Origin of the sequence: Halomonas urmiana (assembly GCF_005780185.1) — a bacterium.
GTDB classification, from domain to species: domain Bacteria; phylum Pseudomonadota; class Gammaproteobacteria; order Pseudomonadales; family Halomonadaceae; genus Halomonas; species Halomonas urmiana.
This window is the reverse complement of the sequence record NZ_VBUI01000022.1, coordinates 1-18,707: the sequence shown is the minus strand read 5'-3', so window position 1 is coordinate 18,707 and position 18,707 is coordinate 1. Positions and strand designations below refer to the sequence as shown.

General features: G+C 67.7%; 19 protein-coding genes, 4 tRNA genes and 1 riboswitch. Of the genes, 6 read left to right on the top strand and 17 right to left on the bottom strand.

The window, feature by feature from the left end; genetic code table 11:
- Nucleotides 1–26 precede the first annotated feature (26 nt).
- The 8 genes from nadB to uvrY form a co-directional block, all read right to left on the bottom strand.
- Nucleotides 27–1,607, bottom strand: a complete 1,581-nt coding sequence (gene nadB / locus FEI13_RS14015; RefSeq protein WP_138182142.1) for an L-aspartate oxidase — start codon at nucleotides 1,605–1,607, stop codon at nucleotides 27–29.
- Nucleotides 1,604–2,749, bottom strand: a complete 1,146-nt coding sequence (locus tag FEI13_RS14010) for an FUSC family protein (protein WP_138182141.1) — start codon at nucleotides 2,747–2,749, stop codon at nucleotides 1,604–1,606. Before FEI13_RS14010 ends, nadB begins: the two co-directional genes overlap by 4 nt.
- A 57-nt stretch (nucleotides 2,750–2,806) precedes the next feature.
- A tRNA-Leu gene (locus FEI13_RS14005) sits at nucleotides 2,807–2,893 on the bottom strand.
- Nucleotides 2,894–2,925: 32 nt separating this feature from the next.
- A tRNA-Cys gene (locus FEI13_RS14000) sits at nucleotides 2,926–2,999 on the bottom strand.
- Nucleotides 3,000–3,025: 26 nt separating this feature from the next.
- Nucleotides 3,026–3,100 (bottom strand) — tRNA-Gly (locus FEI13_RS13995).
- Between the two features lie 59 nt (nucleotides 3,101–3,159).
- Entirely contained in the window at nucleotides 3,160–3,711 is a 552-nt protein-coding gene (gene pgsA, locus FEI13_RS13990; RefSeq protein WP_138182140.1) for a CDP-diacylglycerol--glycerol-3-phosphate 3-phosphatidyltransferase, read from the bottom strand.
- A gap of 65 nt (nucleotides 3,712–3,776) precedes the next feature.
- Nucleotides 3,777–5,591, bottom strand: coding sequence for an excinuclease ABC subunit UvrC (gene uvrC / locus FEI13_RS13985; RefSeq protein WP_138182139.1), 1,815 nt, complete (start codon nucleotides 5,589–5,591; stop codon nucleotides 3,777–3,779).
- A gap of 67 nt (nucleotides 5,592–5,658) precedes the next feature.
- A complete protein-coding gene (gene uvrY, locus FEI13_RS13980; RefSeq protein WP_138182138.1) occupies nucleotides 5,659–6,306 on the bottom strand; it encodes a UvrY/SirA/GacA family response regulator transcription factor in 648 nt (215 codons plus the stop codon).
- Nucleotides 6,307–6,535: 229 nt separating this feature from the next.
- Between uvrY and FEI13_RS13975 the strand changes: the two genes are divergently transcribed.
- Together FEI13_RS13975 and FEI13_RS13970 are read left to right on the top strand one after the other, a co-directional pair.
- Nucleotides 6,536–6,611: transfer RNA gene (locus FEI13_RS13975), tRNA-Ala, on the top strand.
- A 316-nt stretch (nucleotides 6,612–6,927) separates the two neighbouring features.
- Nucleotides 6,928–8,031 carry a DUF4236 domain-containing protein gene (locus FEI13_RS13970; protein WP_138182137.1) on the top strand — a complete coding sequence of 368 codons (1,104 nt, stop codon included), beginning with the start codon at nucleotides 6,928–6,930 and terminating at the stop codon, nucleotides 8,029–8,031.
- Between the two features lie 35 nt (nucleotides 8,032–8,066).
- On the opposite strand, the gene FEI13_RS13965 is transcribed toward FEI13_RS13970, so the two are convergent.
- From FEI13_RS13965 to argF, 7 genes are all read right to left on the bottom strand, one after another.
- Complete coding sequence (locus tag FEI13_RS13965) at nucleotides 8,067–9,119, bottom strand: proline racemase family protein (protein ID WP_138182136.1); 1,053 nt, start codon at nucleotides 9,117–9,119, stop codon at nucleotides 8,067–8,069.
- Nucleotides 9,116–10,252, bottom strand: coding sequence for an alcohol dehydrogenase catalytic domain-containing protein (locus FEI13_RS13960; RefSeq protein WP_138182200.1), 1,137 nt, complete (start codon nucleotides 10,250–10,252; stop codon nucleotides 9,116–9,118). The genes FEI13_RS13965 and FEI13_RS13960 overlap by 4 nt, the downstream gene beginning before the upstream one ends.
- A 129-nt stretch (nucleotides 10,253–10,381) precedes the next feature.
- Nucleotides 10,382–11,182: a thiazole synthase gene (locus tag FEI13_RS13955; protein WP_138182135.1), complete on the bottom strand. Its 801-nt coding sequence runs from the start codon at nucleotides 11,180–11,182 to the stop codon at nucleotides 10,382–10,384.
- Entirely contained in the window at nucleotides 11,182–11,391 is a 210-nt protein-coding gene (gene thiS / locus FEI13_RS13950) for a sulfur carrier protein ThiS (protein ID WP_138182134.1), read from the bottom strand. The genes FEI13_RS13955 and thiS overlap by 1 nt, the downstream gene beginning before the upstream one ends.
- On the bottom strand, nucleotides 11,388–12,488 hold the full coding sequence (gene thiO, locus FEI13_RS13945) for a glycine oxidase ThiO (RefSeq protein ID WP_204758402.1): 1,101 nt from the start codon (nucleotides 12,486–12,488) through the stop codon (nucleotides 11,388–11,390). Before thiO ends, thiS begins: the two co-directional genes overlap by 4 nt.
- 62 nt (nucleotides 12,489–12,550) lie before the next feature.
- Nucleotides 12,551–12,673: riboswitch (TPP riboswitch) on the bottom strand.
- 116 nt (nucleotides 12,674–12,789) lie between these two features.
- Nucleotides 12,790–13,089, bottom strand: a complete 300-nt coding sequence (locus FEI13_RS13940; RefSeq protein ID WP_138182132.1) for a hypothetical protein — start codon at nucleotides 13,087–13,089, stop codon at nucleotides 12,790–12,792.
- Between the two features lie 93 nt (nucleotides 13,090–13,182).
- A complete protein-coding gene (argF, locus tag FEI13_RS13935; RefSeq protein WP_138182131.1) occupies nucleotides 13,183–14,103 on the bottom strand; it encodes an ornithine carbamoyltransferase in 921 nt (306 codons plus the stop codon).
- 172 nt (nucleotides 14,104–14,275) lie between these two features.
- On the opposite strand from argF, the gene grxD reads away from it, so the two are divergent.
- Nucleotides 14,276–14,626, top strand: a complete 351-nt coding sequence (grxD, locus tag FEI13_RS13930; protein ID WP_138182130.1) for a Grx4 family monothiol glutaredoxin — start codon at nucleotides 14,276–14,278, stop codon at nucleotides 14,624–14,626.
- Nucleotides 14,627–14,734: 108 nt separating this feature from the next.
- Here the strand turns inward: grxD and rnt are convergent, their stop codons facing one another.
- On the bottom strand, nucleotides 14,735–15,400 hold the full coding sequence (rnt, locus tag FEI13_RS13925) for a ribonuclease T (RefSeq protein WP_138182129.1): 666 nt from the start codon (nucleotides 15,398–15,400) through the stop codon (nucleotides 14,735–14,737).
- Between the two features lie 147 nt (nucleotides 15,401–15,547).
- Between rnt and FEI13_RS13920 the strand changes: the two genes are divergently transcribed.
- From FEI13_RS13920 to FEI13_RS13910, 3 genes are all read left to right on the top strand, one after another.
- Complete coding sequence (locus FEI13_RS13920) at nucleotides 15,548–16,768, top strand: argininosuccinate synthase (protein ID WP_138182128.1); 1,221 nt, start codon at nucleotides 15,548–15,550, stop codon at nucleotides 16,766–16,768.
- Nucleotides 16,769–16,817: 49 nt separating this feature from the next.
- Nucleotides 16,818–17,132, top strand: coding sequence for an HlyU family transcriptional regulator (locus FEI13_RS13915; protein ID WP_138182127.1), 315 nt, complete (start codon nucleotides 16,818–16,820; stop codon nucleotides 17,130–17,132).
- 278 nt (nucleotides 17,133–17,410) lie between these two features.
- The gene (locus FEI13_RS13910; RefSeq protein WP_138182126.1) at nucleotides 17,411–18,538 is read left to right on the top strand and encodes a DUF294 nucleotidyltransferase-like domain-containing protein; all 1,128 of its coding nucleotides are present in this window, start codon (nucleotides 17,411–17,413) and stop codon (nucleotides 18,536–18,538) included.
- Here the strand turns inward: FEI13_RS13910 and FEI13_RS19280 are convergent.
- Nucleotides 18,514–18,707, bottom strand: a 194-nt coding sequence (locus FEI13_RS19280) for a hypothetical protein (RefSeq protein ID WP_204758401.1), incomplete at its 5' end; no start/stop codon positions are given. The genes FEI13_RS13910 and FEI13_RS19280 overlap by 25 nt on opposite strands.

The window sequence follows — 18,707 nt, the reverse complement described above, 5'->3', positions numbered from 1 at the left end:
GGCCCTTGGGCCGGTGTCGCGGGATGTCAGGACCCATCGAGATCCGTCAGATGGATTCGCGAGGGGTGTGGGTCGGCGTCGCCATGGACCTCACAGCCGGGGTTGAAATGCAGCCCGCGGGACTCGCGCCGCGCCCGCGCCGAGGCCACGGTAAGGCGCGCCAGGCGCAGGGCGTGCCAGAGATTCGACAGCGCCACCGACGGGGCGGCCTCACGGACCCGCAGGGCGAGATCGCGGTGCAGCTGGCCCAGCTCCCTGGCGGCCTCGTCGAGGCCCTGGTCGGTGCGCACGATCGCCACCCGGGCGCTCATCAGCTGGCGCATCGCCTCGCGGATGGTGGTGAGGGTCTCCGGGGGCTCCATCCGATCCCCGAAACGCGCCGTCAGCAGCTCGGCCGCCGAACCCGTCTCGGCCTCGAGTAGTTGCCGGGCGCAGCTGCGCGCATACACCAGGCATTCCAGAAGCGAATTGCTGGCCATGCGGTTGGCGCCGTGCAGGCCGGTGCAAGCGACCTCGCCGATGGCGTACAGGCGCGGCACGGTGGTGGCGCTATCGAGGTCGGTGCTCACGCCGCCGCAGCTGTAGTGGGCGGCCGGCACCACCGGGATCGGCTGTCGGGCGATGTCCCACCCGCGCCCCGCACAGTGGGCGTGGATGGTCGGGAAGTGGTGGCGGATGGCGGTCTCGCCGAGGTGGCGGATATCCAGGAAGACGTGATCGGTGTTGGTGCGCTGCATCTCGGCATCGATGGCCCGGGCGACCACGTCCCGGGGAGCCAGCTCGGCGCGGGGGTCGATCCCCGGCATGAAGCGTTCGCCGGCGGCATTGAGCAGCTGGCCGCCTTCGCCGCGCACCGCTTCGCTGATCAGGAACGCCGGGCCGTCGGGATCGAAGAGGCAGGTCGGGTGGAACTGCTGGAATTCCAGGTTCATCAGTTCGGCGCCGAGCTCGGCGGCCATCATCATCCCTTCGCCGCTGGCCGGCTGGGGGCTGGTGGTGTGGCGGTAGAGCCCGCTGGCGCCGCCGGTGGCGAGCACGGTATCCGCGGCGAGCAGCTCGTGCACCCGGCCGTCGCCATCGAGGCAGCGTGCCCCCCGGCAGTGGCCCTGGGTGTCACCGATCAGACCGATGGCGGTGAGGTCGCCGCGCAGCGTGATCCGGGGGTGGGCGTCCACATGCTGCCGCAGGGTCTCGACCACCGCGCGGCCGGTGGCGTCGTCGGCATGAATGATGCGCCGGGCGCCATGGCCCCCCTCGCGGGTCAGGTGGTAGGGGTAGCCGGCATCGGGGCTGGCATCCGGCGTGAAGGGCACGCCCAGCGACAGCAGCCACTCGATGGCGGCCGGACCCTGCTCGACGGTGAAGCGCACCGCGGCCTCATCGCACAGGCCATCGCCGGCCACCAGGGTGTCGGCGACATGAGCCTCGATGTCGTCCTGGGGGGAGAGCACGGCGGCGATGCCCCCCTGGGCCCAGCGGCTGGCGCCCTGGTCGTCGCTGGCCGGTCGCAGCAGCGTGACTCGGCGGTGGTCGGCCACCTCGAGTGCCAGCACCAGTCCGGCGACGCCGCCGCCGATGACCAGCACCTCATGCTTGCCGTCAGTCATCTGCCTTTCCTTCTCGCGTGGTGGTCCACGGCGGTCGACCGGGCGTCGGTGAGGCCGTGGTGGGGGGCTTGGCGGCGCAGTCGCCGGCTGGGCAGGCGATCCAAGTCGCCCAGGCACCGGGTCAGGTCGTCGGTGAGTCGTGCCAGTTCTCGATTGAGCCACAGATAGCCGCCGGGACTGAACAGCCGCCTTCCGTCGCTGGCCCTGGCATTGGCGGCAAGCTCGGCGTGACGCTCCAGGGCGAAGGGGGGGATGGTGACATCGACCGGCCGGCCGGTGCGCACCTGGAAGGCCAGGGTGCCGATGCCGCGGGCCAGGGTGTGCTGCTGTTCGCGCAGTCCCTCCATGGCCTCGATGAGCTCGTGGCCGTCGCGGCTGTTCCAGTGAGTCTCCAGCAGGAGCTCGATGGTGGAGAGCATGCGCCGCTGCAGCGAGATGATGTCGTCGAGCTCATGGCGCGTCAGGCGTCGCTCGCGGTGGATGGCATCCACCAGGCCGCGCTGCTTGACCAGCAGGCTGCTGGTGGCCTTGAGTAGCTCGCGGGCGTCGATGTCGTGGGCGGCCGTGGCGGTGGTGTGGGCATGGTAGAGGCGGGCCATGCGGTCGAGATTGTCGGCCAGCATGAAGCGCATGATGTCGGTGGCCTTCTGGGGCAGGACCAGCACCGTGACGGCGATGCCCACCAGGGTGCCGAGCAATACATCGAAGGCGCGCCATAGCGCGATGCCAAGCTCCGGCTGGCCGCCGCCGATCACCAGCAGCAGGCTGATGGCGAACATCAGGCCGCTGTAGCCGTGGCGGTTGCCGAAGGTCAGCCAGGTGGCGATGGCGATGGCGATCAGGGCGCCGAGGGGCACCAGGTAGTAGGGCCAGGGCAGCGGCAGCATGATCAGCAGGAGGCCGACACTGGCACCAAGCACGGTGCCGAGCAGTCGCTGTCGCCCCTTGTCGAGCACGCCGCCGATGTGCGGCAGGTTGCCCATCACCATGATGGTGCTGACCAGGGCCCAGCCGCTGTGCTGGATGGCGAATGCTTCGATGAGGGTGAAGGTAACGCAGAGGGCCAGCACGATGCGCAATACGTAGAGTTTGCGTCGATGCTGATAATTGAAGTAGGGGTCGCGCAGGCGCGGCAGGATCATGAGATGGCGTCCCGTTGGAGGGTCGCGCCCGACGCTTGCCGGAGAGTGCTAGTGAGCTGGTGCCCGGAGCCGGGCTCGAACCGGCACGGTGTTGCCACCGAGGGATTTTAAGTCCCTTGCGTCTACCAATTTCGCCATCCGGGCGGCTCGGTCACGAGCGGGCAACCAGGGAATAGTGGAGGCTGGAGTCGGAATCGAACCGGCGTACACGGAGTTGCAGTCCGCTGCATAACCACTCTGCCATCCAGCCTCATGAGTCGTGCCATTCGTGGGGAATGGAGCGGGAAACGAGATTCGAACTCGCGACCCTCGCCTTGGCAAGGCGATGCTCTACCACTGAGCTATTCCCGCCTGACTCGAGTGCGTATTATACGGATAAGTCGGTGACTGTCAAACGCTTTTCAAGCTATTCAGCGCATGGAGCTGCTCAGGTGCGGCCATGCCGCGCGCAGGTAGAGGATCATCGACCACAGCGTGAGCAGGGCGGCCACGTGCAGGGTGACCACGCCGAGCATGGCGATCGGCGTGCCCGGGGTGAAGGCCAGCAGCAGCAGCAGGGCGGTCATCTGCAGCGTGGTCTTAACCTTGCCGATCCAGGAGACGGCCACCTGGCCGCGCTTGCCCATCTCCGCCATCCACTCGCGCAGCGCGGAGATGACGATCTCGCGACCGATGATCACCAGCGCCGGCAGGGTCAGCCAGATGGCGTCGTAGCGTTCGATCAGCAGTGCCAGGGCCACCGCGACCATCAGCTTGTCGGCCACCGGGTCGAGGAAGGCGCCGAAGGGAGTGGACTGATTCCAGCGGCGGGCCAGGTAGCCGTCGAGCCAGTCGGTCACGGCGGCAAGGGCGAACAGTGCGGCGGCCAGCGGCATGCTCCAGGAGAAGGGCAGGTAGAACAGCACCACCAGCAGCGGGATGAAGACGATTCTGGCCAGGGTGAGCAGGTTGGGTATGTTCATCGGGAGATGCGGTCCTTGCCTTGGGGTGCCGGGAAAGTCCTTCATTCTATCCGCCCGCGCTCGGGTCATCCATGAAGGGCGCGATGAATCGTCTCGGCGAGGGTCGCGCTGATGCCGGGAACCCGGGCGAGCTCCTCGCGATTGGCCTGCTTGACGCCGTGCAGGCCGCCGAAGAAACGCAGCAGTTCGCGCCGTCGGCGCGGGCCGACTCCCGGGATGTCCTGTAGGGTCGAGGTGCGTCGGGTCTTGTCGCGCCGCGCCCGGTGGCCGGCGATGGCGAAGCGGTGGGACTCGTCGCGAATGTGCTGGATCAGGTGCAGGGCGGGCGAGGCGCCATCGAGGTCCAGGCTGCGATCGACGGTCTCGACGAACAGCGTCTCCAGGCCCGCCTTGCGGGTCGTGCCCTTGGCCACGCCGAGCAGCGTGATGCCGGTGACGCCGAGCTCGGCGAAGACCTCGCGGGCCATATTGAGCTGCCCCTTGCCGCCATCGACGATCAGGATGTCCGGCCGCTCGCCCTGGCCCTCGGCCAGGCGCCGGAAGCGGCGCGTCAGCGCCTGGCGCATGGCGGCATAGTCGTCGCCGGCGGCCACGCCCTCGATGTTGAGGCGCCGATAGTCGGACTTGCGGGGACCATTCTCGTCGAAGACCACGCAGGAGGCCACGGTGGCCTCCCCGTGACTGTGGCTGATGTCGAAGCACTCCAGGCGGCGGGGCGGCGCGTCGAGGGCGAGCACCTCACGCAGGGTGGCGAAGCGCTTCGAGAGCTGATTCTGGCTGGCCAACTGGCTGGCCAGCTGCTGCTCGGCGTTGGTGCGGGCCAGCTCTCGCCACTGGGCGCGGTGGCCGCGCACCTGGTCGGTCACGCGGATGCGCTTGCCGGCGCGTTCACTCAGCGCCTGGGCGATCAGCTCGGCCTCCGGGACCGGGTGGCTGGTGATCACCTCGGCGGGGATCTCCCGTGCCTGACCCAGGTAGAACTGGCTGAGGAAGTCGCCGAGCAGCGCCTCGGGGCCCAGGTCGAGCCCGTTGGGCGGGGCGTGGTGTCGCGCGCCCAGCAGGCGGCCCTGGCGCACCGTGAGCACCGAGATACACAGCGCTCCGGGGCGGCTGGCCAGGGCGAAGACGTCGGCGTCGCCGTCGCCGGTATCGACGAACTGGCGCTGCTGCAGCTGGCGCAGATCCTGGACCTGGTCGCGCAGCCTGGCGGCCTCCTCGAAGTCCAGCCGGGCGCTGGCGGTTTCCATGGCCTCGCTCAGCTCCCGGGTCACCGCCTCGCTCTTGCCTTCCAGGCACATCACCGCATGCTCCAGGTCGCGGCGATAGTCTGCTTCGCTGATGAAGTCGACGCAGGGCGCGCTGCAGCGCTGGATCTGGTACTGCAGGCAGGGCCGGGTGCGATGGGCGAAGACGCTGTCCTCGCAGTTGCGGATGCGAAAGATCTTCTGCATCAGCGACAGGCTCTCGCGCACGGCGCCGCTGCTCGGATAGGGCCCGAGGTAGCGCCCGTCGCCCCGCCGCACCCGGGCGCGCTTGTACTCCAGGGCAGGAAAGGGGTGGCGATCGGTGACGAAGATGAAGGGGTAGGACTTGTCGTCGCGCAGCAGGATGTTATAGGGCGGCCGCAGTTCCTTGATCAGCGTCTGCTCGAGGATCAGTGCCTCGGTCTCGCTGTTGGTCACCGTGACCTGGATATCGGCGATGCGGCCCACCAGGGCCTGGGTCTTGGCGTTGTGTGCACCACGGAAGTAGCTCGTCAGGCGCGCCCGCAGCCTCCGGGCCTTGCCCACGTAGAGGGTCTCGCCCTGCTCGTCGAGCATGCGATAGACCCCGGGGGACTGGCTGACGCTGCCGAGGAAGTCGCGGGAATCGAAACTCATGGTTGTGGCGTGCCGGAAGAGGGAAACGAGACGGTGATTCTACCAGATTCGACCGTGCATCAAGGACTCAGTCGGCGTCGCTGAAGCCGTCGACCAGGCCGTGGCGCAGGCCGAGGTGAGTCAGCTCCACGTCGGAGGCCACGCCGAGCTTCTCGAAGATCCGGTAGCGGTAGGTGTTGACGGTCTTGGGGCTGAGAAACATGCGGTCAGCGATATCGGCGACTCGCTGGCAGTTGACCACCATCATGGCCACCTGGAGTTCGCGCTGGGACAGCTGATCGAAGGGGTTGTCCGGCGCATCGATACGCGACAGCACCAGCCGCTGAGCGATCTCCGGGCTGACATAGCGCTTGCCGTCGAACACGCAGTGGATGGCCTCTACCATCTCGTCCTGCTGGCAGCCCTTGCTGATGAAGCCGTGGGCGCCGGCCTCCAGCAGCCGCTGGGCGAAGGTCTCCTCGATGAAGGCCGTCAGCACCAGGATGCGGATGTCACTGGCGAAGCGGTGGATCTTTCGGGTTGCCTCCAGGCCCCCGATGCCGGGCATGCGGATGTCCATCAGCACGATGTCCGGCTCGAGGGTGCGTGCCTGGCTGATCGCCTCCTCGCCATTGGCTGCTTCACCGACCACGCGGATCCCGCGCTCGGCATTCAACAGATGGGCGATGCTGATCCTTACCAGGTGGTGGTCATCGGCGACGAGAACCCTGATCACTCGGACGCTCCTGAAATGTGGTGGTGAGAGTCGGCGCGAGGCGAGTGTGCGAGCAGATTCGCCTGCATGTCGACTGGCCGGAGGGCTGAAGGCGCCAAGCCAAGAGTGTCACATTTTGTGTCTAAGTGAAATTGGCGTAAGGGCGAAGGCGTGAAATCACGATCAAGGCTTGACGGGCCGGAGGGAACACCGTACTATTCGCCTCGTTCTCGCACGGCGGGAACGACGTGGGGCCTTAGCTCAGCTGGGAGAGCGCAACACTGGCAGTGTTGAGGTCAGCGGTTCGATCCCGCTAGGCTCCACCAACAAGACACATCGAATCAGCCGCTTGGCGCAATGCGCCAGGCGGCTTTTTCGTGCGTTGGTAAGAAACTGGGGAAATTCTGGGAAAACTCCACACGGTTTTCCCGCCCTCAGGCGCTACTCAGCAGCGCCTGCATCCCCTTGCGGGCCCTTCGGTTCCTGACTGCGTGAACAGGCTGTCGTCCATGCGTTCGAGGTCGGGCGGACTGTTGTCGAGGCGTTACCATCGCGGCGTCTTCCCTCAACAGCGCCCTTACTTCATGGCCCATAGGGGTTACAGTAGGCCATTGCTATGGACAGGCCGTCGGGGAGGTCTCCGTGGAGTTTCGCTTCCAACGTCGTATTCGTCTCGCACCCGGCGTGCGCCTCAACACCACTCGCCTGCGTCCCGGGCTCTCGCTGGGTCCGCCCGGTATCAGCCTGCTGATCAGGCGCGATGGGGAGGGCGAGTCGCTGCCGGTGGATCTGGAGATCACCGCCAGCGGAGAGATTCGCTACCGGCATGCCGATGGCACGCGAATGACCATGGCCGAGGCCCGAGAAGTACGGCGCTGCGCCGAGGGGGAACTGCGCGAGGCCCTCGGCGCGCACTGCGAGGCCCTCAATGCGCAGCTCGACCGGCTCCCTCGCCTGCACGAGCAGGCGCCGGCTCCGGACGCTACCGGCTATCATCCGCGCAGTTATCCGGAGCCGCCCCCGACACCGATGGCCGAGACGCGACCCGCCTGGTGGCAGAGCCTCTGGGCGCCGGCCCGTCTGCGGCACCATCGCGAGAATGCCCAGCGTGAGGCCCAGCATGCGGCGGCCTATCGTGCCTGGGAGTGGCGCAAGGCAGAGTTCGACGCTCGGGAGTTCCAGCGGCAGCAGCGCGAGGACGAGGCGAGCTGGGACGATCCCGACGCCATGCAGCAGACGCTGGTCGAGCGTCTGGAGGAGCTGGCCTGGCCGCGCGAGACGCTGATCGATTTCGAGCTGGTCGATGACTGCCGCACCATCGCCGTGGATATCGACCTGCCCGGCCCGGAGGAGATGCCCGACCGTCGCTGGAGCATGCCGGCCAAGCGCATCAAGCTGTCGCCGCACCGGCTCACGGTCACGCGGCAGCGCCAGCTCTACCGGGATTACCTGCATGGCGTGGCCTTTCGCGTGCTCGGGGCGGCCTTCGCCCGCCTGCCGCGCATCGAGCTGGCGCTGGTCTCCGGCTATCGGTGCCTCAATGACCCGGCTGCCGAGGGCGGCGAGCGCCGCTACCTGTTCAGCGTCAAGGTGACACGCGCGCAGTGGCAGGGCCTCGCCTTCGACGATTTACCAGGCCTCGATCCCGGCGAGGCCCTGGCAGGCTTTGCTCTGCGTCGCGAGATGACGCGCGGCGGTGAGCTGTGCGCCATCACGCCCTTCGAGCCCGATTGGCGCTGGCGCTAGCGCGAGACGAGAGTCTTTGTCGCCGTGCTCGTCCTTCAGTCGTCACCGGTCTGGCGGGAGGAGAGGATATGGTGCAGGCTGCCGTCTTCCACCAGCGGGTCTTCGGGGTTGATGACGATTTCCGAGTGGGCCAGCACATAGGCCTTGCCGGTGATGGTGTTCTCCACCACCTGGTGGGGGCCTTCCTGGCGGGTACCGGTGAACTCGCCGATGAAGCCGGTCTCGCGCAGCGAGACGGTCTCGAGCTTATCGCCGGGCTTGATGCGGCCCTCGTAGTTCATCAGCGCCAGGCGTGCCGAGGTGCCGGTACCGGTGGTGCTGCGACAGATCACGCCCGGATGCACGTAGGTGGTCGAGCGCGACCGGTAGAAGTGATCGGAGACCTGGTCCACCGGTCCCATGAAGTGCAGGAAGGGCAGGGGGCCCACGTCGCCCAGGGTGTAGTGGGAGAAGCCGCGTTCGGCCTGCAGCGCCTCGACGATCCGGTGGGCGCAGTCGGCCAGTGCCCGCTCCTCCTCGCGAATCAGCGAGAAGCCGAGCTCGGTGGCGTCCACCAGGGCATAGAAGCCACCGCTGTAAGCCACGCTGTAGGTGACGTCGCCGATGGTCGGCACGTGGATGCTGGCCCGGTAGGTGTCGACGTAGCTGGGCAGTCCCTCGCAGGTGATAGTCTCCACCACGTTATCGTTGACCTGGGCCTCGATCTGCACCAGGCCTGCCGGCGACTCCATGGCGAACTGCTGGAGTCCCTCCCGCTTGGGCACCAGGCCGGCTTCCAGCACCGCCGTGGCGGTGCAGATGGTGTTGGAGCCGGAATAGATGGGGTAGCCCATCACCTCCATGATGATGTAGCCGATCTCGGCCTCGGGGTCGGTGGCCGGCACGATGAGGTCCACCGACATCTCGGGGATGCCGTAGGGCTCCTCGAGCAGCAGCCGTCGCAGGCCGTCGGCGTCGTCGCGGAGGTAGTGCATCTGGTCGCGCACCGTGGCGCCGGGCAGCGGATCGATGCCGCCGAGCACGATGCGGCTGACGTCGCCGCCGGCATGAGTGTCCATCAGCCGGATCTTCAGGTCTTCCTTGCTCATTGCGCCCCCTTCAGCGCAAAGGGTGCGCCGAATTCCTGCCATTGGGCATCCGGGACAATCACGATCTTGCCCAGGTAGTGGCTGCTACGATTGACGAAGTAGCGCTCGGCCTCATGGAGCTCGGAGAGCCGGAAGGCGGCATGCAGCACCGGCCGCAGTCGGCCGTCGCGTATCCAGGCCACCAGCTGCTCGGCCTCTTCGCGGGTGCCGTGGGAGACGCCGAAGATCTGTACCTGATAGAGGTAGATGCGCGTCCACATCAGCTCGCTCACGTTGCCGCCGCTGGCGCCGGCGATGGAGAGGCGGGGGTAGGTCGTGCGCTTGGCCATGTCGACGATCATGGTGTCGATGAAGCGATCGGTCATCTCGCCGCCCACCAGGTCCATCACCGCATCGATGGGGGCGCCGTCGGTGGCCTCGAGCACCCGGTCGACGAAGGTCGGCAGATCGCCGCGGTCGATGACCGCCTCGGCGCCCAGCGTCCGCAGGGCGTCGGCCTTGTCCGGCTGGCTCACCGCATAGGGGATGGCGCCGACGGTCCGGCACAACTGGATCAGCGCCGTGCCCACGCCGCCACTGGCGCCGGTGACCAGCACCCGCTCGCCGGCGGCGACGCGGGCCGAGGTCATCATGTGATAGGCGGTCTGGTAGGAGCACATGCCCATGGCGGCGAGCTCGGCATCGGCGAGCTCGGGATTGGGCACGTGATGGAACTGGTCCGCCGGCACGGCAATGTACTCGGCGAAGCCGCCGTCGGCGCCGTGGCCATAGTAGTCCGGCATGAGGTTGAGGTCGCGGCGCTCATCGGGGTAGAGGTTGAAGTCGAGCAGGCCGCGCTCGCCGATGCGCGAGGCCGGTACGCCCTCGCCCACGGCGACGACGCGCCCGGCCACATCGGCTCCCTGGATGCGTGGGAAGGTCAGGGTGGGAGAGCCGCCCATGGCGAAGGAGGTCACCTCGCCCTTGTCCTTGGTGGGGTAGAGGCCCTCGCGCGCCTTGCGGTCGGTGTTGTTTTTGGCCGTCGCCGTGACCCTGACCAGCACCTCGCCGCGGGCCGGGGTCGGTACGGGAACGTCGGTGTGATAGACCAGGCGGTCGATGTCGCCATGCCCAGTCAGCAGCATGGCCGCCATGGTCTCGGGAACGCGTTCGCTGCTCACGGGGTGTCTCCTGTCGTCGCTGTCGAGTCGACCCGACGATAGCAGACTTCCCCGGCCCGGCGTCATCACTTTCGGCGCGGCTCGGTGGTCGCGTGGGTGCCCTCAGCCGCCGCTGTGCCAGAACGGCTGCCCGAGGGTCGGCGTACTGGGGCTGGCGGTCTGGCGCTGCTGCATCAGCCCGGCGTGATATGCCTTGCGCCCGGCGGTGATCGCCTCGGCGAAGGCCTCGGCCATCAGCGGCGGCCGGTGGGCCTTGGCCACGGCGGTATTGAGCAGGACGCCGTCGAAGCCCATCTCCATGGCCTCGGCGGCCTGAGAGGGGGCGCCGAGGCCGGCGTCGATGATCAGCGGCACGTCGAGGCGCTGGCGCAGGGTCTCCAGGGCGTAGCGGTTCATCAGGCCGCGGCCGGTGCCGATGGGCGCGCCCCAGGGCATCAGTGCCTGGCAGCCCGCCTCGCGCAGGCGCTGGCAGAGCACCAGGTCGTCGGTGCAGTAGGGCAATACCTTGAAGCCGTCGTCGATCAGCGTCCGACAGGCCTCCAGCAGGCCGAAGGGGTCCGGCTGCAGGTTGTAGTCGTCACCGATCACCTCGACCTTGATCCAGGGCGTGTCGAACATCTCGCGGGACATCTGGGCCAACGTGATGGCCTCCCGGGCCGAGCGGCAGCCGGCGGTATTGGGCAGCAGCCGACAGCCGCTGTCGCGCAGGATCTGCCAGAAGGCGTCGCCGTCGCCCGCGGCGGGATTCTGGCGGCGCAGCCCCAGGGTCACCATGTCGCAGCCGGCGGCCTGAATGGAGGCCTCCATCACCGCGGGCGACGAATAGAGCGCCGTGCCCAGCAGGAAGCGGCTCGAGAAGGTCTCGCCGTAGAGGGACAGGGTGTCGTCGTGTGGTGCGTTCATCAGCCGCCTCCCACCGGGGCCACGACATCGATGCGATCGCGGTCACCGAGGACGCGTTCGGCGTAGGCCGAGCGGGGCACGAACTCGCCGTTGATCGCCACGGCGACGCGCCGCTCGGCGTAGTGCCAGGCGTCCAGGGCATCCGCCAGGGTCGTGTTGGCCGGCAGGCGGGCGGTCTCGTCGTTGAGGCTCAGGGTGATCTCGTTCATGCAGCGCCCTCCTGGGGCGGATGTCCGGTGAGGGTCTCGGCGAAGGGCTGCTCGCCGCGGCCGCGGATGCTGGCCAGCAGGTGGCAGGCCACCGCCGGGGCCAGCAGGTAGCCGTGGCGGAACAGGCCGTTGGCGGTGATCAGGCCGTCACGCTGGGTGACATGGGGAAGGTTGTCCCGGAAGGCGGGGCGCAGGTTGACCCCCTGCTCCAGGATGCGCGCCTCGGCGAAGGCCGGCGACAGGGTGTAGAGGGCGCTGCCCAGCTCCAGCGATGACTGCAGCGAGACCGGTGAGCGGTCCTCGCTTTCGATCTGGGTGGCCCCGATGACGAAGCGCTGGTCGGGCTTGGGGACTACATAGAGCTGGTAGCGCGGATGCATCAGGCGCACCGGGCGCGAGAGGCGAATCTCCGCGGTCTGTACGTGCAGCGTCTCGCCGCGCACGCCGCGCAGGCTGGCGTGGTGCTGGCGAGCGCCGGTGCCGCGACAGTCAATGACCAGATCGAAGGCGCGGCGGCCGTCGCGGGTCTCGACCTCGCCGGGAAAGGTCGAGACGGGGCAGTGGGCATGGCAGGTCCCGCCCAGGCGGCGAATCTCGGCCAGCAGTCGATCGAGCAGGGCGCGATTGTCCAGGTGCGCCTCGTCCGGCAGGTAGAGGCCCTGGCGGAAGCTCTCTGCCAGGTCGGGCTCCAGGCGGTGGATCTCGGCGTCGTCCAGTGTCTGGCAGGGCGGCTCGCCGTCGAGTGCGTGAGCGAGGTCGCGGTGGAACTGGGTAAGTTCGCCCATGTCCTGGGCGTGGGCCACCATCAGGCTGCCCTGGTGATGCCACAGGTCGGTGGCGTCGAGCGACTCGAGCCAGCGTGGCCACTGGGCCAGGGCGAAGCGACCCATCTCGTAGACGCTGCGTTCGGAGACCGCGGTCTCGCACAGCGGCGCCACCATGCCGGCCGCCGTCCAGGCGGCGGCGGCGGGGTGCTCCAGGTCACCGGCGTCATAGAGGGTGACGGCATGGCCGTCGCGCAGGAGTTGCCAGGCCACCAGACGGCCCAGCAGGCCGGCGCCGGCCACGGCGATGGTGCTCTCGGTAGAGTGTGTCATGGCGTTGTCCATCCAGCAGAAGACGTGGAGGAACAGGCTGGATGACGACAGGGGGCTGCTAGGCGAGGCGACAGCTTGTTCCCTCCGCAGGCATCAACCTGATCAGGTTCAACGGGTTCGGCCGTACCGATCTCAGCCCCCGTGCACGTCTCCATGAGCGTGCCGGGGCTCCCCGACAAGTCGTCACAACGTAACCAAAAATGCCCGGGCGCGCAATCGAGGGCGCGCCCGGGCATCGTTCAAGGTCTGTTCTTGAGGCCCGTTCCTTCGGCGGGTGTTAAGGCTTCGCTCGACGCGCGGCTCAGGCGCAGTCGGCGGCTCCTTCGCCGAACATGTCGAACAGCAACTCGCGGCCGAGTCCGGTCAGCACCAGGCGCTGCTGGTCGTTCCAGGTGGCGGCCTGGCTGTTCTCGAGGACCTTCTGACACTGGGACCAGTCGCTCGAGGCCGCTCCCAGAGCCTTCAGGGCCTGGCGATCGAGGCCGCGATGGCTGATGGTGACCGTCTCGAGCACATGGCCGTGGCGATAGAGCATGGCGGCCATGTGCGAGAGGCACTGCCGCAGGCTGCGCTGCATGCCGCTGGAATGGGGGTGATTCATGCTGCCGCATCTCCTTGCGTGGATTCTGCTGCAGCGCATTGTACAGGCGACGAAGGTCGATGTCATACCAAGGTCTAAGGCGCGGTGCACTCCTCAGCCTTCCACGCGCCCCAGCAGCAGGAACTCGAGCAGTGCCTTCTGGGCGTGCAGGCGATTGCCCGCCTCCTGCCAGACCACGGCGCGGGGGTCATCGAGCAGGGTGGTGCTGATCTCCTCGCCGCGGTGGGCGGGCAGGCAGTGCAGAAAGAGCACGTCTTCCCGGGCGCGATCGAGCAGCGCCTCGGTGACCTGCAGGCTGGCGAAGTCCGCCTCGCGCTTGGCCTGCTCCTCTTCCTGGCCCATGGAGGCCCAGACGTCGGTGGTGATCAGGTCGGCATCCGCGACGGCGTCCTGCGGGTCGCGCACGATGCTCACCCGGTCGCCGGCGGCGTCGAGGATGTCCTGGCGCGGCTCGTAGCCTTCGGGGCAGCAGATGCGCAGCCGGAAGTCGAACTGGCGAGCGGCATTGATCCAGGAGTGGCACATGTTGTTGCCGTCGCCGATCCACACCGCGGTGCGATCCTTGACGCTGCCGCGCAGCTCGGTCCAGGTCATCACGTCGGCGAGCAGCTGGCAGGGGTGGTAGTCGTCGGTCAGGGCGTTGATCACCGGCACCGCGCTTGCCGAGGCGAACGCCTCCAGGCCCTGGTGGGAGAAGGTGCGGATCATCACCGCGTCGACCATCTCCGAGAGCACCCGGGCGGTGTCGCCGATCGGTTCACCGCGGCCGAGCTGGGTGTCGCGTGACGACAGGAACAGCGCGTGGCCGCCGAACTGCGCCATGGCGGTCTCGAAGGAGACCCGGGTGCGCGTCGAGGACTTCTCGAAGATCATCGCCAGGGTGCGGTTGGCGAACGGGGTATAGGTGGGCCCGTGGGTCTTCAGGCCGTTCTTGATCGAGATGGCGCGCTGGATCAGGTAGCGCAGCTCGTCAGGACTGAGATCGAGCAGGGTGAGGAAATGGCGGATGGCCATGGGGTCGCTCCACGGGGAAAAACGACCATCCTAGCCAGCCCAGGGGGGATGCGCAACGCGCCTGGCATCAGTAGAATGGCTGCATCCACAAGGCCGACCCGCACGCTCGGGTATTGCCCGAATTCCATCGGGTTCCCGGCAGCGAGTCCAGTAAACGAGTAAGGGAGACGTCATGAGCACTACCGTCGAGAATATCCAGCGCCAGATCGGCGAGAACCCCATCCTGATCTACATGAAGGGCACCCCCCAGCTGCCCCAGTGCGGGTTCTCCGCCCAGACCATCCAGGCCCTGATGGCCTGCGGCGAGCGTTTTGCCTTCGTCAACGTGCTGGACAACCCGGACATCCGCGCCGAGCTGCCCAAGATCGCCAACTGGCCAACCTTCCCGCAGTTGTGGGTCGAGGGCGAACTGGTCGGCGGCTGCGATATCGTTGCCGAGATGCACCAGTCCGGCGAGCTGGAGACGCTGATCAAGGCCGCGGCCGCGCGTGCCCAGGAAGGCGAGGGCGACGCCCAGGCCTGAGGGCCGTCGACGCCTTTACCGGCCATGAAAAACCCCCGCCGGCGCGCCGGCGGGGGTTTTTCGTGTTCGGGCCTGAGGAGCCACAGGGCAGGGTAGCAGGGGCAAACGTCAGGCCTCTTCCAGGCCCTGCTCGCGTTGCGCCAGGTCCCAGCCGCCGAGGTCCTTGTAGCGATTGACCATGGCGCAGAACAGCTCGGCGGTGCGCTCGGTATCGTAGCGGGCCGAGTGAGCGGCGGTGTTGTCGAACTCGATGCCGGCCGCCCGGCAGGCGCGGGCCAACACGGTCTGGCCGTAGACCAGGCCGGCCAGCGAGGCGGTATCGAAGCTCGAGAAGGGATGGAAGGGGTTGCGTTTGATGCCGCAGCGCGCCACGGCGGCGTTCAGGAAGCCGTGATCGAAGGCCGCGTTGTGGCCGACCAGCACGGCGCGGGTGCAGCCGTGGGACTTGATGGCCTTGCGCACCGGGCGGAAGATCTCGCCCAGCGCCTCGGCCTCGCTCACCGCCACCTGCTGGCGCAGCGGGTCGTCGAGGCGGATGCCGGTGAAGTCCAGTGCCGACTGTTCCACGTTGGCCCCGGCGAAGGGCGTGACATGGTAGGCATAGGTGGCATCGGGCAGCAGGTTGCCTTCCGGGTCCATGGTCAGGGTTACCGCGGCGATCTCCAGGATCGCATCGCCTTGCGCGTTGAAGCCGCCGGTCTCCAGGTCCACCACCACGGGCAGGAAGCTGCGGAACCGCTGCGCCATGAGTTCGCGGGCCATCGCCTCGCTCATGCACCTCTCCTTGTCTGGGGCATCGTATCTCTAGACCGCGGCAGTCTACCAGCTTGGCCGCAGCGCGTCCCGTCGCTGGTGTTCGCTGGAGGCTCGTCGCGCTATAATCCCCTCCTTTCATGATCGTTAGCCTAAAGGAGCCTCAGCATGTCCGATGTCAAGAAGGTCGTGCTCGCCTATTCCGGCGGCCTGGACACGTCCGTCATCGTCAAGTGGTTGCAGGAAACCTATGACTGTGAGGTCGTGACCTTCACCGCGGACATCGGCCAGGGCGAGGAAGTCGAACCCGCGCGCGCCAAGGCTCAGGCCCTGGGCGTCAAGGAGATCTACATCGAGGATCTGCGCGAGGAGTTCGTGCGCGACTACGTCTATCCGATGTTCCGCGCCAACACCCTCTACGAGGGCGAGTACCTGCTCGGCACCTCCATCGCGCGTCCGTTGATCGCCCGTCGCCTGATCGAGATCGCCAACCAGACCGGCGCCGACGCCATCTCCCACGGCGCCACCGGCAAGGGCAACGACCAGGTGCGCTTCGAGCTCGGGGCCTACGCGCTGAAGCCGGGCGTCAAGGTGATCGCCCCGTGGCGCGAGTGGGACCTCACCTCCCGCGAAAAGCTGATGGCCTACTGCGATCAGCACGACATCCCAGTGGACTTCTCTTCCAAGAAGAAGAAGTCGCCTTACTCCATGGATGCCAACCTGCTGCACATCTCCTACGAGGGCGGCATCCTGGAGGACCCCTGGGCCGAGGCCGAGGAGGACATGTGGCGCTGGAGCGTCTCGCCGGAGGCCGCCCCGGACCAGCCCACCTACGTCGAGCTGACCTTCGACAAGGGCGACATCGTGGCCATCGACGGCGTGCCGATGAAGCCCCATGAGGTGCTCGAGACGCTCAACAAGATGGGCGGCGACAACGGCATCGGCCGTCTCGACATCGTCGAGAACCGCTACGTGGGCATGAAGTCCCGCGGCTGCTACGAGACGCCGGGGGGCTCCATCATGCTGCGCGCCCACCGCGCCATCGAGTCGCTGACCCTCGACCGCGAGGAGGCGCATCTCAAGGACGAGCTGATGCCGAAGTACGCCGAGGTGATCTACAACGGCTACTGGTGGAGCCCGGAGCGTCGCATGCTGCAGGCGGCCATCGACGAGACCCAGAGGAACGTCTCCGGCGTGGTGCGCATGAAGCTCTACAAGGGCAGCGCCATCGTCGCCGGTCGTAAGTCCGACGCTTCGCTCTTCGACGAGTCCATCGCCACCTTCGAGGACGATGCCGGCGCCTACGACCAGAAGGATGCCGAGGGCTTCATCAAGCTCAACGCCTTGCGCCTGCGCATCGCCGCCGGCAAGGGTCGCCGCCAGGATTGAACCACCCCGACGCCGGCCCCGTGCCGGCGTCTTCCTTGCAGGAGGTTCCATGCTGAAGAAGCTGCTGTCCGGCCTGTTCGGTGGCCACGAGGGCGAGTCGAAGGGCGCGCCCGCCGCCGAGCCGGTCGAATACAAGGGCTATCTGATCGTCTCCGAGCCCGCCGACCAGGGGGGGCAGTATCGCGTCAGCGGCTGGATCCGCCGGCCGGTCCCCTCGAGCGAAGGGCAGGCCGGCGAGATGCTCGAACACCGCTTCGAGCGTTCCGACATGGTGCCCGGACGCGAGGCCTGCGACACCCTGATGGTCCGCAAGGCCGAGCGCTTCATCGATGAGGTCGGCGACGAGATGTTCTCGCCGCGCTGAGCGGCGTTCGCGCAGCCGCTCGACGACGCCCCCGCCGGTGGGGCGCGTTGCCCTCCGTGTCAGCCCTCTTCAAGAGCCTACGTTGAGGGCCCTGATTAAGAGCCCTTGTTGAACATCCATCCTTAACAGCCCTCGGCTGTCATGGTCTCCGCGGCAAACGCTTTCCCCTTCATGGCGTCTCCTTCATCCCCCGCCTTGGCCTTTCGCCCAAGTGTGGCGAACGGGCGTGCTCGTTAGACTCGAGGCATTGCCGATTCGTGACATGACACGGAGCGTCCATGCGCCTGTTGCACCGTTCCTCGTCCTGGCGGGCGCTCTTCGCCGACGAGGTACACCTCGACCCTGCCGCCTGGCCTGCGCTGCTGGATCCGCTGCGTGTCGCCCTCGAGCGTCTGGGCCCGCATCCCGACCTCGCCGCGGCCCACGCCTGGCAGGGCGATCTCGTGGCGGCGCTCGAACGCCTCGATCTGCCCGCCGGGCGCATCAGCCAGTTGCTCAGCGACCATAATGACTGGCTCTATCGGCGCGCCATCGAGCTCTCGCTTTCCGAGATGCGGGCCCAGGGCTGGGGAGCGCCGCCGGCGGCCTTCTGCGTGCTGATGCTGGGCTCCGGCGCCCGTCACGAGAGCCTACTGGCGCCGGATCAGGATAACGCCATGATCATCGCCGACTACCCCGATGCGCGGCACACCGAGATCGACGGCTACTTCCAGTCGCTGGGCGAGCGTTTCACCGCGCGTCTCGACGCGGCCGGCATTCCGCTCTGCCAGGGCCACGTCATGGCGCGCTTTCCGATGTGGCGCAAGCGGCTCTCGGAGTGGGGCGCACAGCTCGAGATCTGGACGGCGGAGCGGCGCATCAAGCGAGTGCAGCAGGCCAACATCCTGCTCGATTTCTGTCCGGTCTTCGGCGAGCCGGCGCTGGCCGAGGGGCTCATCGATCGGGTGGCCGAGCGCCTGCCCGCTGCACACCTGTTCCTCGACGAGATGGCAAGCCTGCTCGATGAGCTGCCCGTGGCCCTGGACCGTTTCGGTCGGCTGCGCGGCGGCGTCGAAGACGCGCCCCACGCACGTGCCATCAACCTCAAGCGCCAGGGCCTGCTCCCGCTGGTCGGCGCGGTGCGCCTGCTGGCCCTTCGCCACGGCGTCCGCCCGCCGGATACCCGCACGCGCCTGGTCGCGCTGGTGATGTGCGAGGCGCTCACGGCCGAGCGGGCCGAGGCGCTGACCGCGGCGCTGGAGCGGTTGCAGGGGCTGATCCTCGCAGAGCAGCGCCTGGCGCTGGCCGAGGGGCGCATGCCGGATGGCTGGGTGGACGCCAGCCGGCTGGGCGAGGATCAGCGCCTGCTGCTGCGTCATGACCTGCGACAGATCCGCGCTCTTCAGAGAAGAGCGCGGAAGCCATAACCGGGCTTCGCCCGGAGCTGGAAGAACGCCCGCTTCGCGGGCTTAAGCTGGAAGCTTGAAGAAAACCTTGACACCCGGCAGGGTGGCAACAGGCTGCCTTCCAGCTTCCAGCTTCCAGCTTCCAGCTTCCAGCTTCCAGCTTCCAGCTTCCAGCTTCCAGCTTCCAGCT

Excerpts from the sequence above, each read along its gene's own strand:
- FEI13_RS13940 (WP_138182132.1), bottom strand. The coding sequence starts at position 13,089 with ATGAATCACCCCCATTCCAGCGGCATGCAGCGCAGCCTGCGGCAGTGC.
- FEI13_RS14010 (WP_138182141.1), bottom strand. The coding sequence starts at position 2,749 with ATGATCCTGCCGCGCCTGCGCGACCCCTACTTCAATTATCAGCATCGA.
- FEI13_RS13915 (WP_138182127.1), top strand. The coding sequence starts at position 16,818 with ATGCTGAAGAAGCTGCTGTCCGGCCTGTTCGGTGGCCACGAGGGCGAG.
- thiS (WP_138182134.1), bottom strand. The coding sequence starts at position 11,391 with ATGAACGAGATCACCCTGAGCCTCAACGACGAGACCGCCCGCCTGCCG.
- pgsA (WP_138182140.1), bottom strand. The coding sequence starts at position 3,711 with ATGAACATACCCAACCTGCTCACCCTGGCCAGAATCGTCTTCATCCCG.
- FEI13_RS13960 (WP_138182200.1), bottom strand. The coding sequence starts at position 10,252 with ATGGCGGCCATGCTGCTGACTGGGCATGGCGACATCGACCGCCTGGTC.
- FEI13_RS13920 (WP_138182128.1), top strand. The coding sequence starts at position 15,548 with ATGTCCGATGTCAAGAAGGTCGTGCTCGCCTATTCCGGCGGCCTGGAC.
- nadB (WP_138182142.1), bottom strand. The coding sequence starts at position 1,607 with ATGACTGACGGCAAGCATGAGGTGCTGGTCATCGGCGGCGGCGTCGCC.
- FEI13_RS13910 (WP_138182126.1), top strand. The coding sequence starts at position 17,411 with ATGCGCCTGTTGCACCGTTCCTCGTCCTGGCGGGCGCTCTTCGCCGAC.
- grxD (WP_138182130.1), top strand. The coding sequence starts at position 14,276 with ATGAGCACTACCGTCGAGAATATCCAGCGCCAGATCGGCGAGAACCCC.
- FEI13_RS13955 (WP_138182135.1), bottom strand. The coding sequence starts at position 11,182 with ATGAACGCACCACACGACGACACCCTGTCCCTCTACGGCGAGACCTTC.
- thiO (WP_204758402.1), bottom strand. The coding sequence starts at position 12,488 with ATGACACACTCTACCGAGAGCACCATCGCCGTGGCCGGCGCCGGCCTG.
- rnt (WP_138182129.1), bottom strand. The coding sequence starts at position 15,400 with ATGAGCGAGGCGATGGCCCGCGAACTCATGGCGCAGCGGTTCCGCAGC.
- argF (WP_138182131.1), bottom strand. The coding sequence starts at position 14,103 with ATGGCCATCCGCCATTTCCTCACCCTGCTCGATCTCAGTCCTGACGAG.
- uvrC (WP_138182139.1), bottom strand. The coding sequence starts at position 5,591 with ATGAGTTTCGATTCCCGCGACTTCCTCGGCAGCGTCAGCCAGTCCCCC.
- FEI13_RS13965 (WP_138182136.1), bottom strand. The coding sequence starts at position 9,119 with ATGAGCAAGGAAGACCTGAAGATCCGGCTGATGGACACTCATGCCGGC.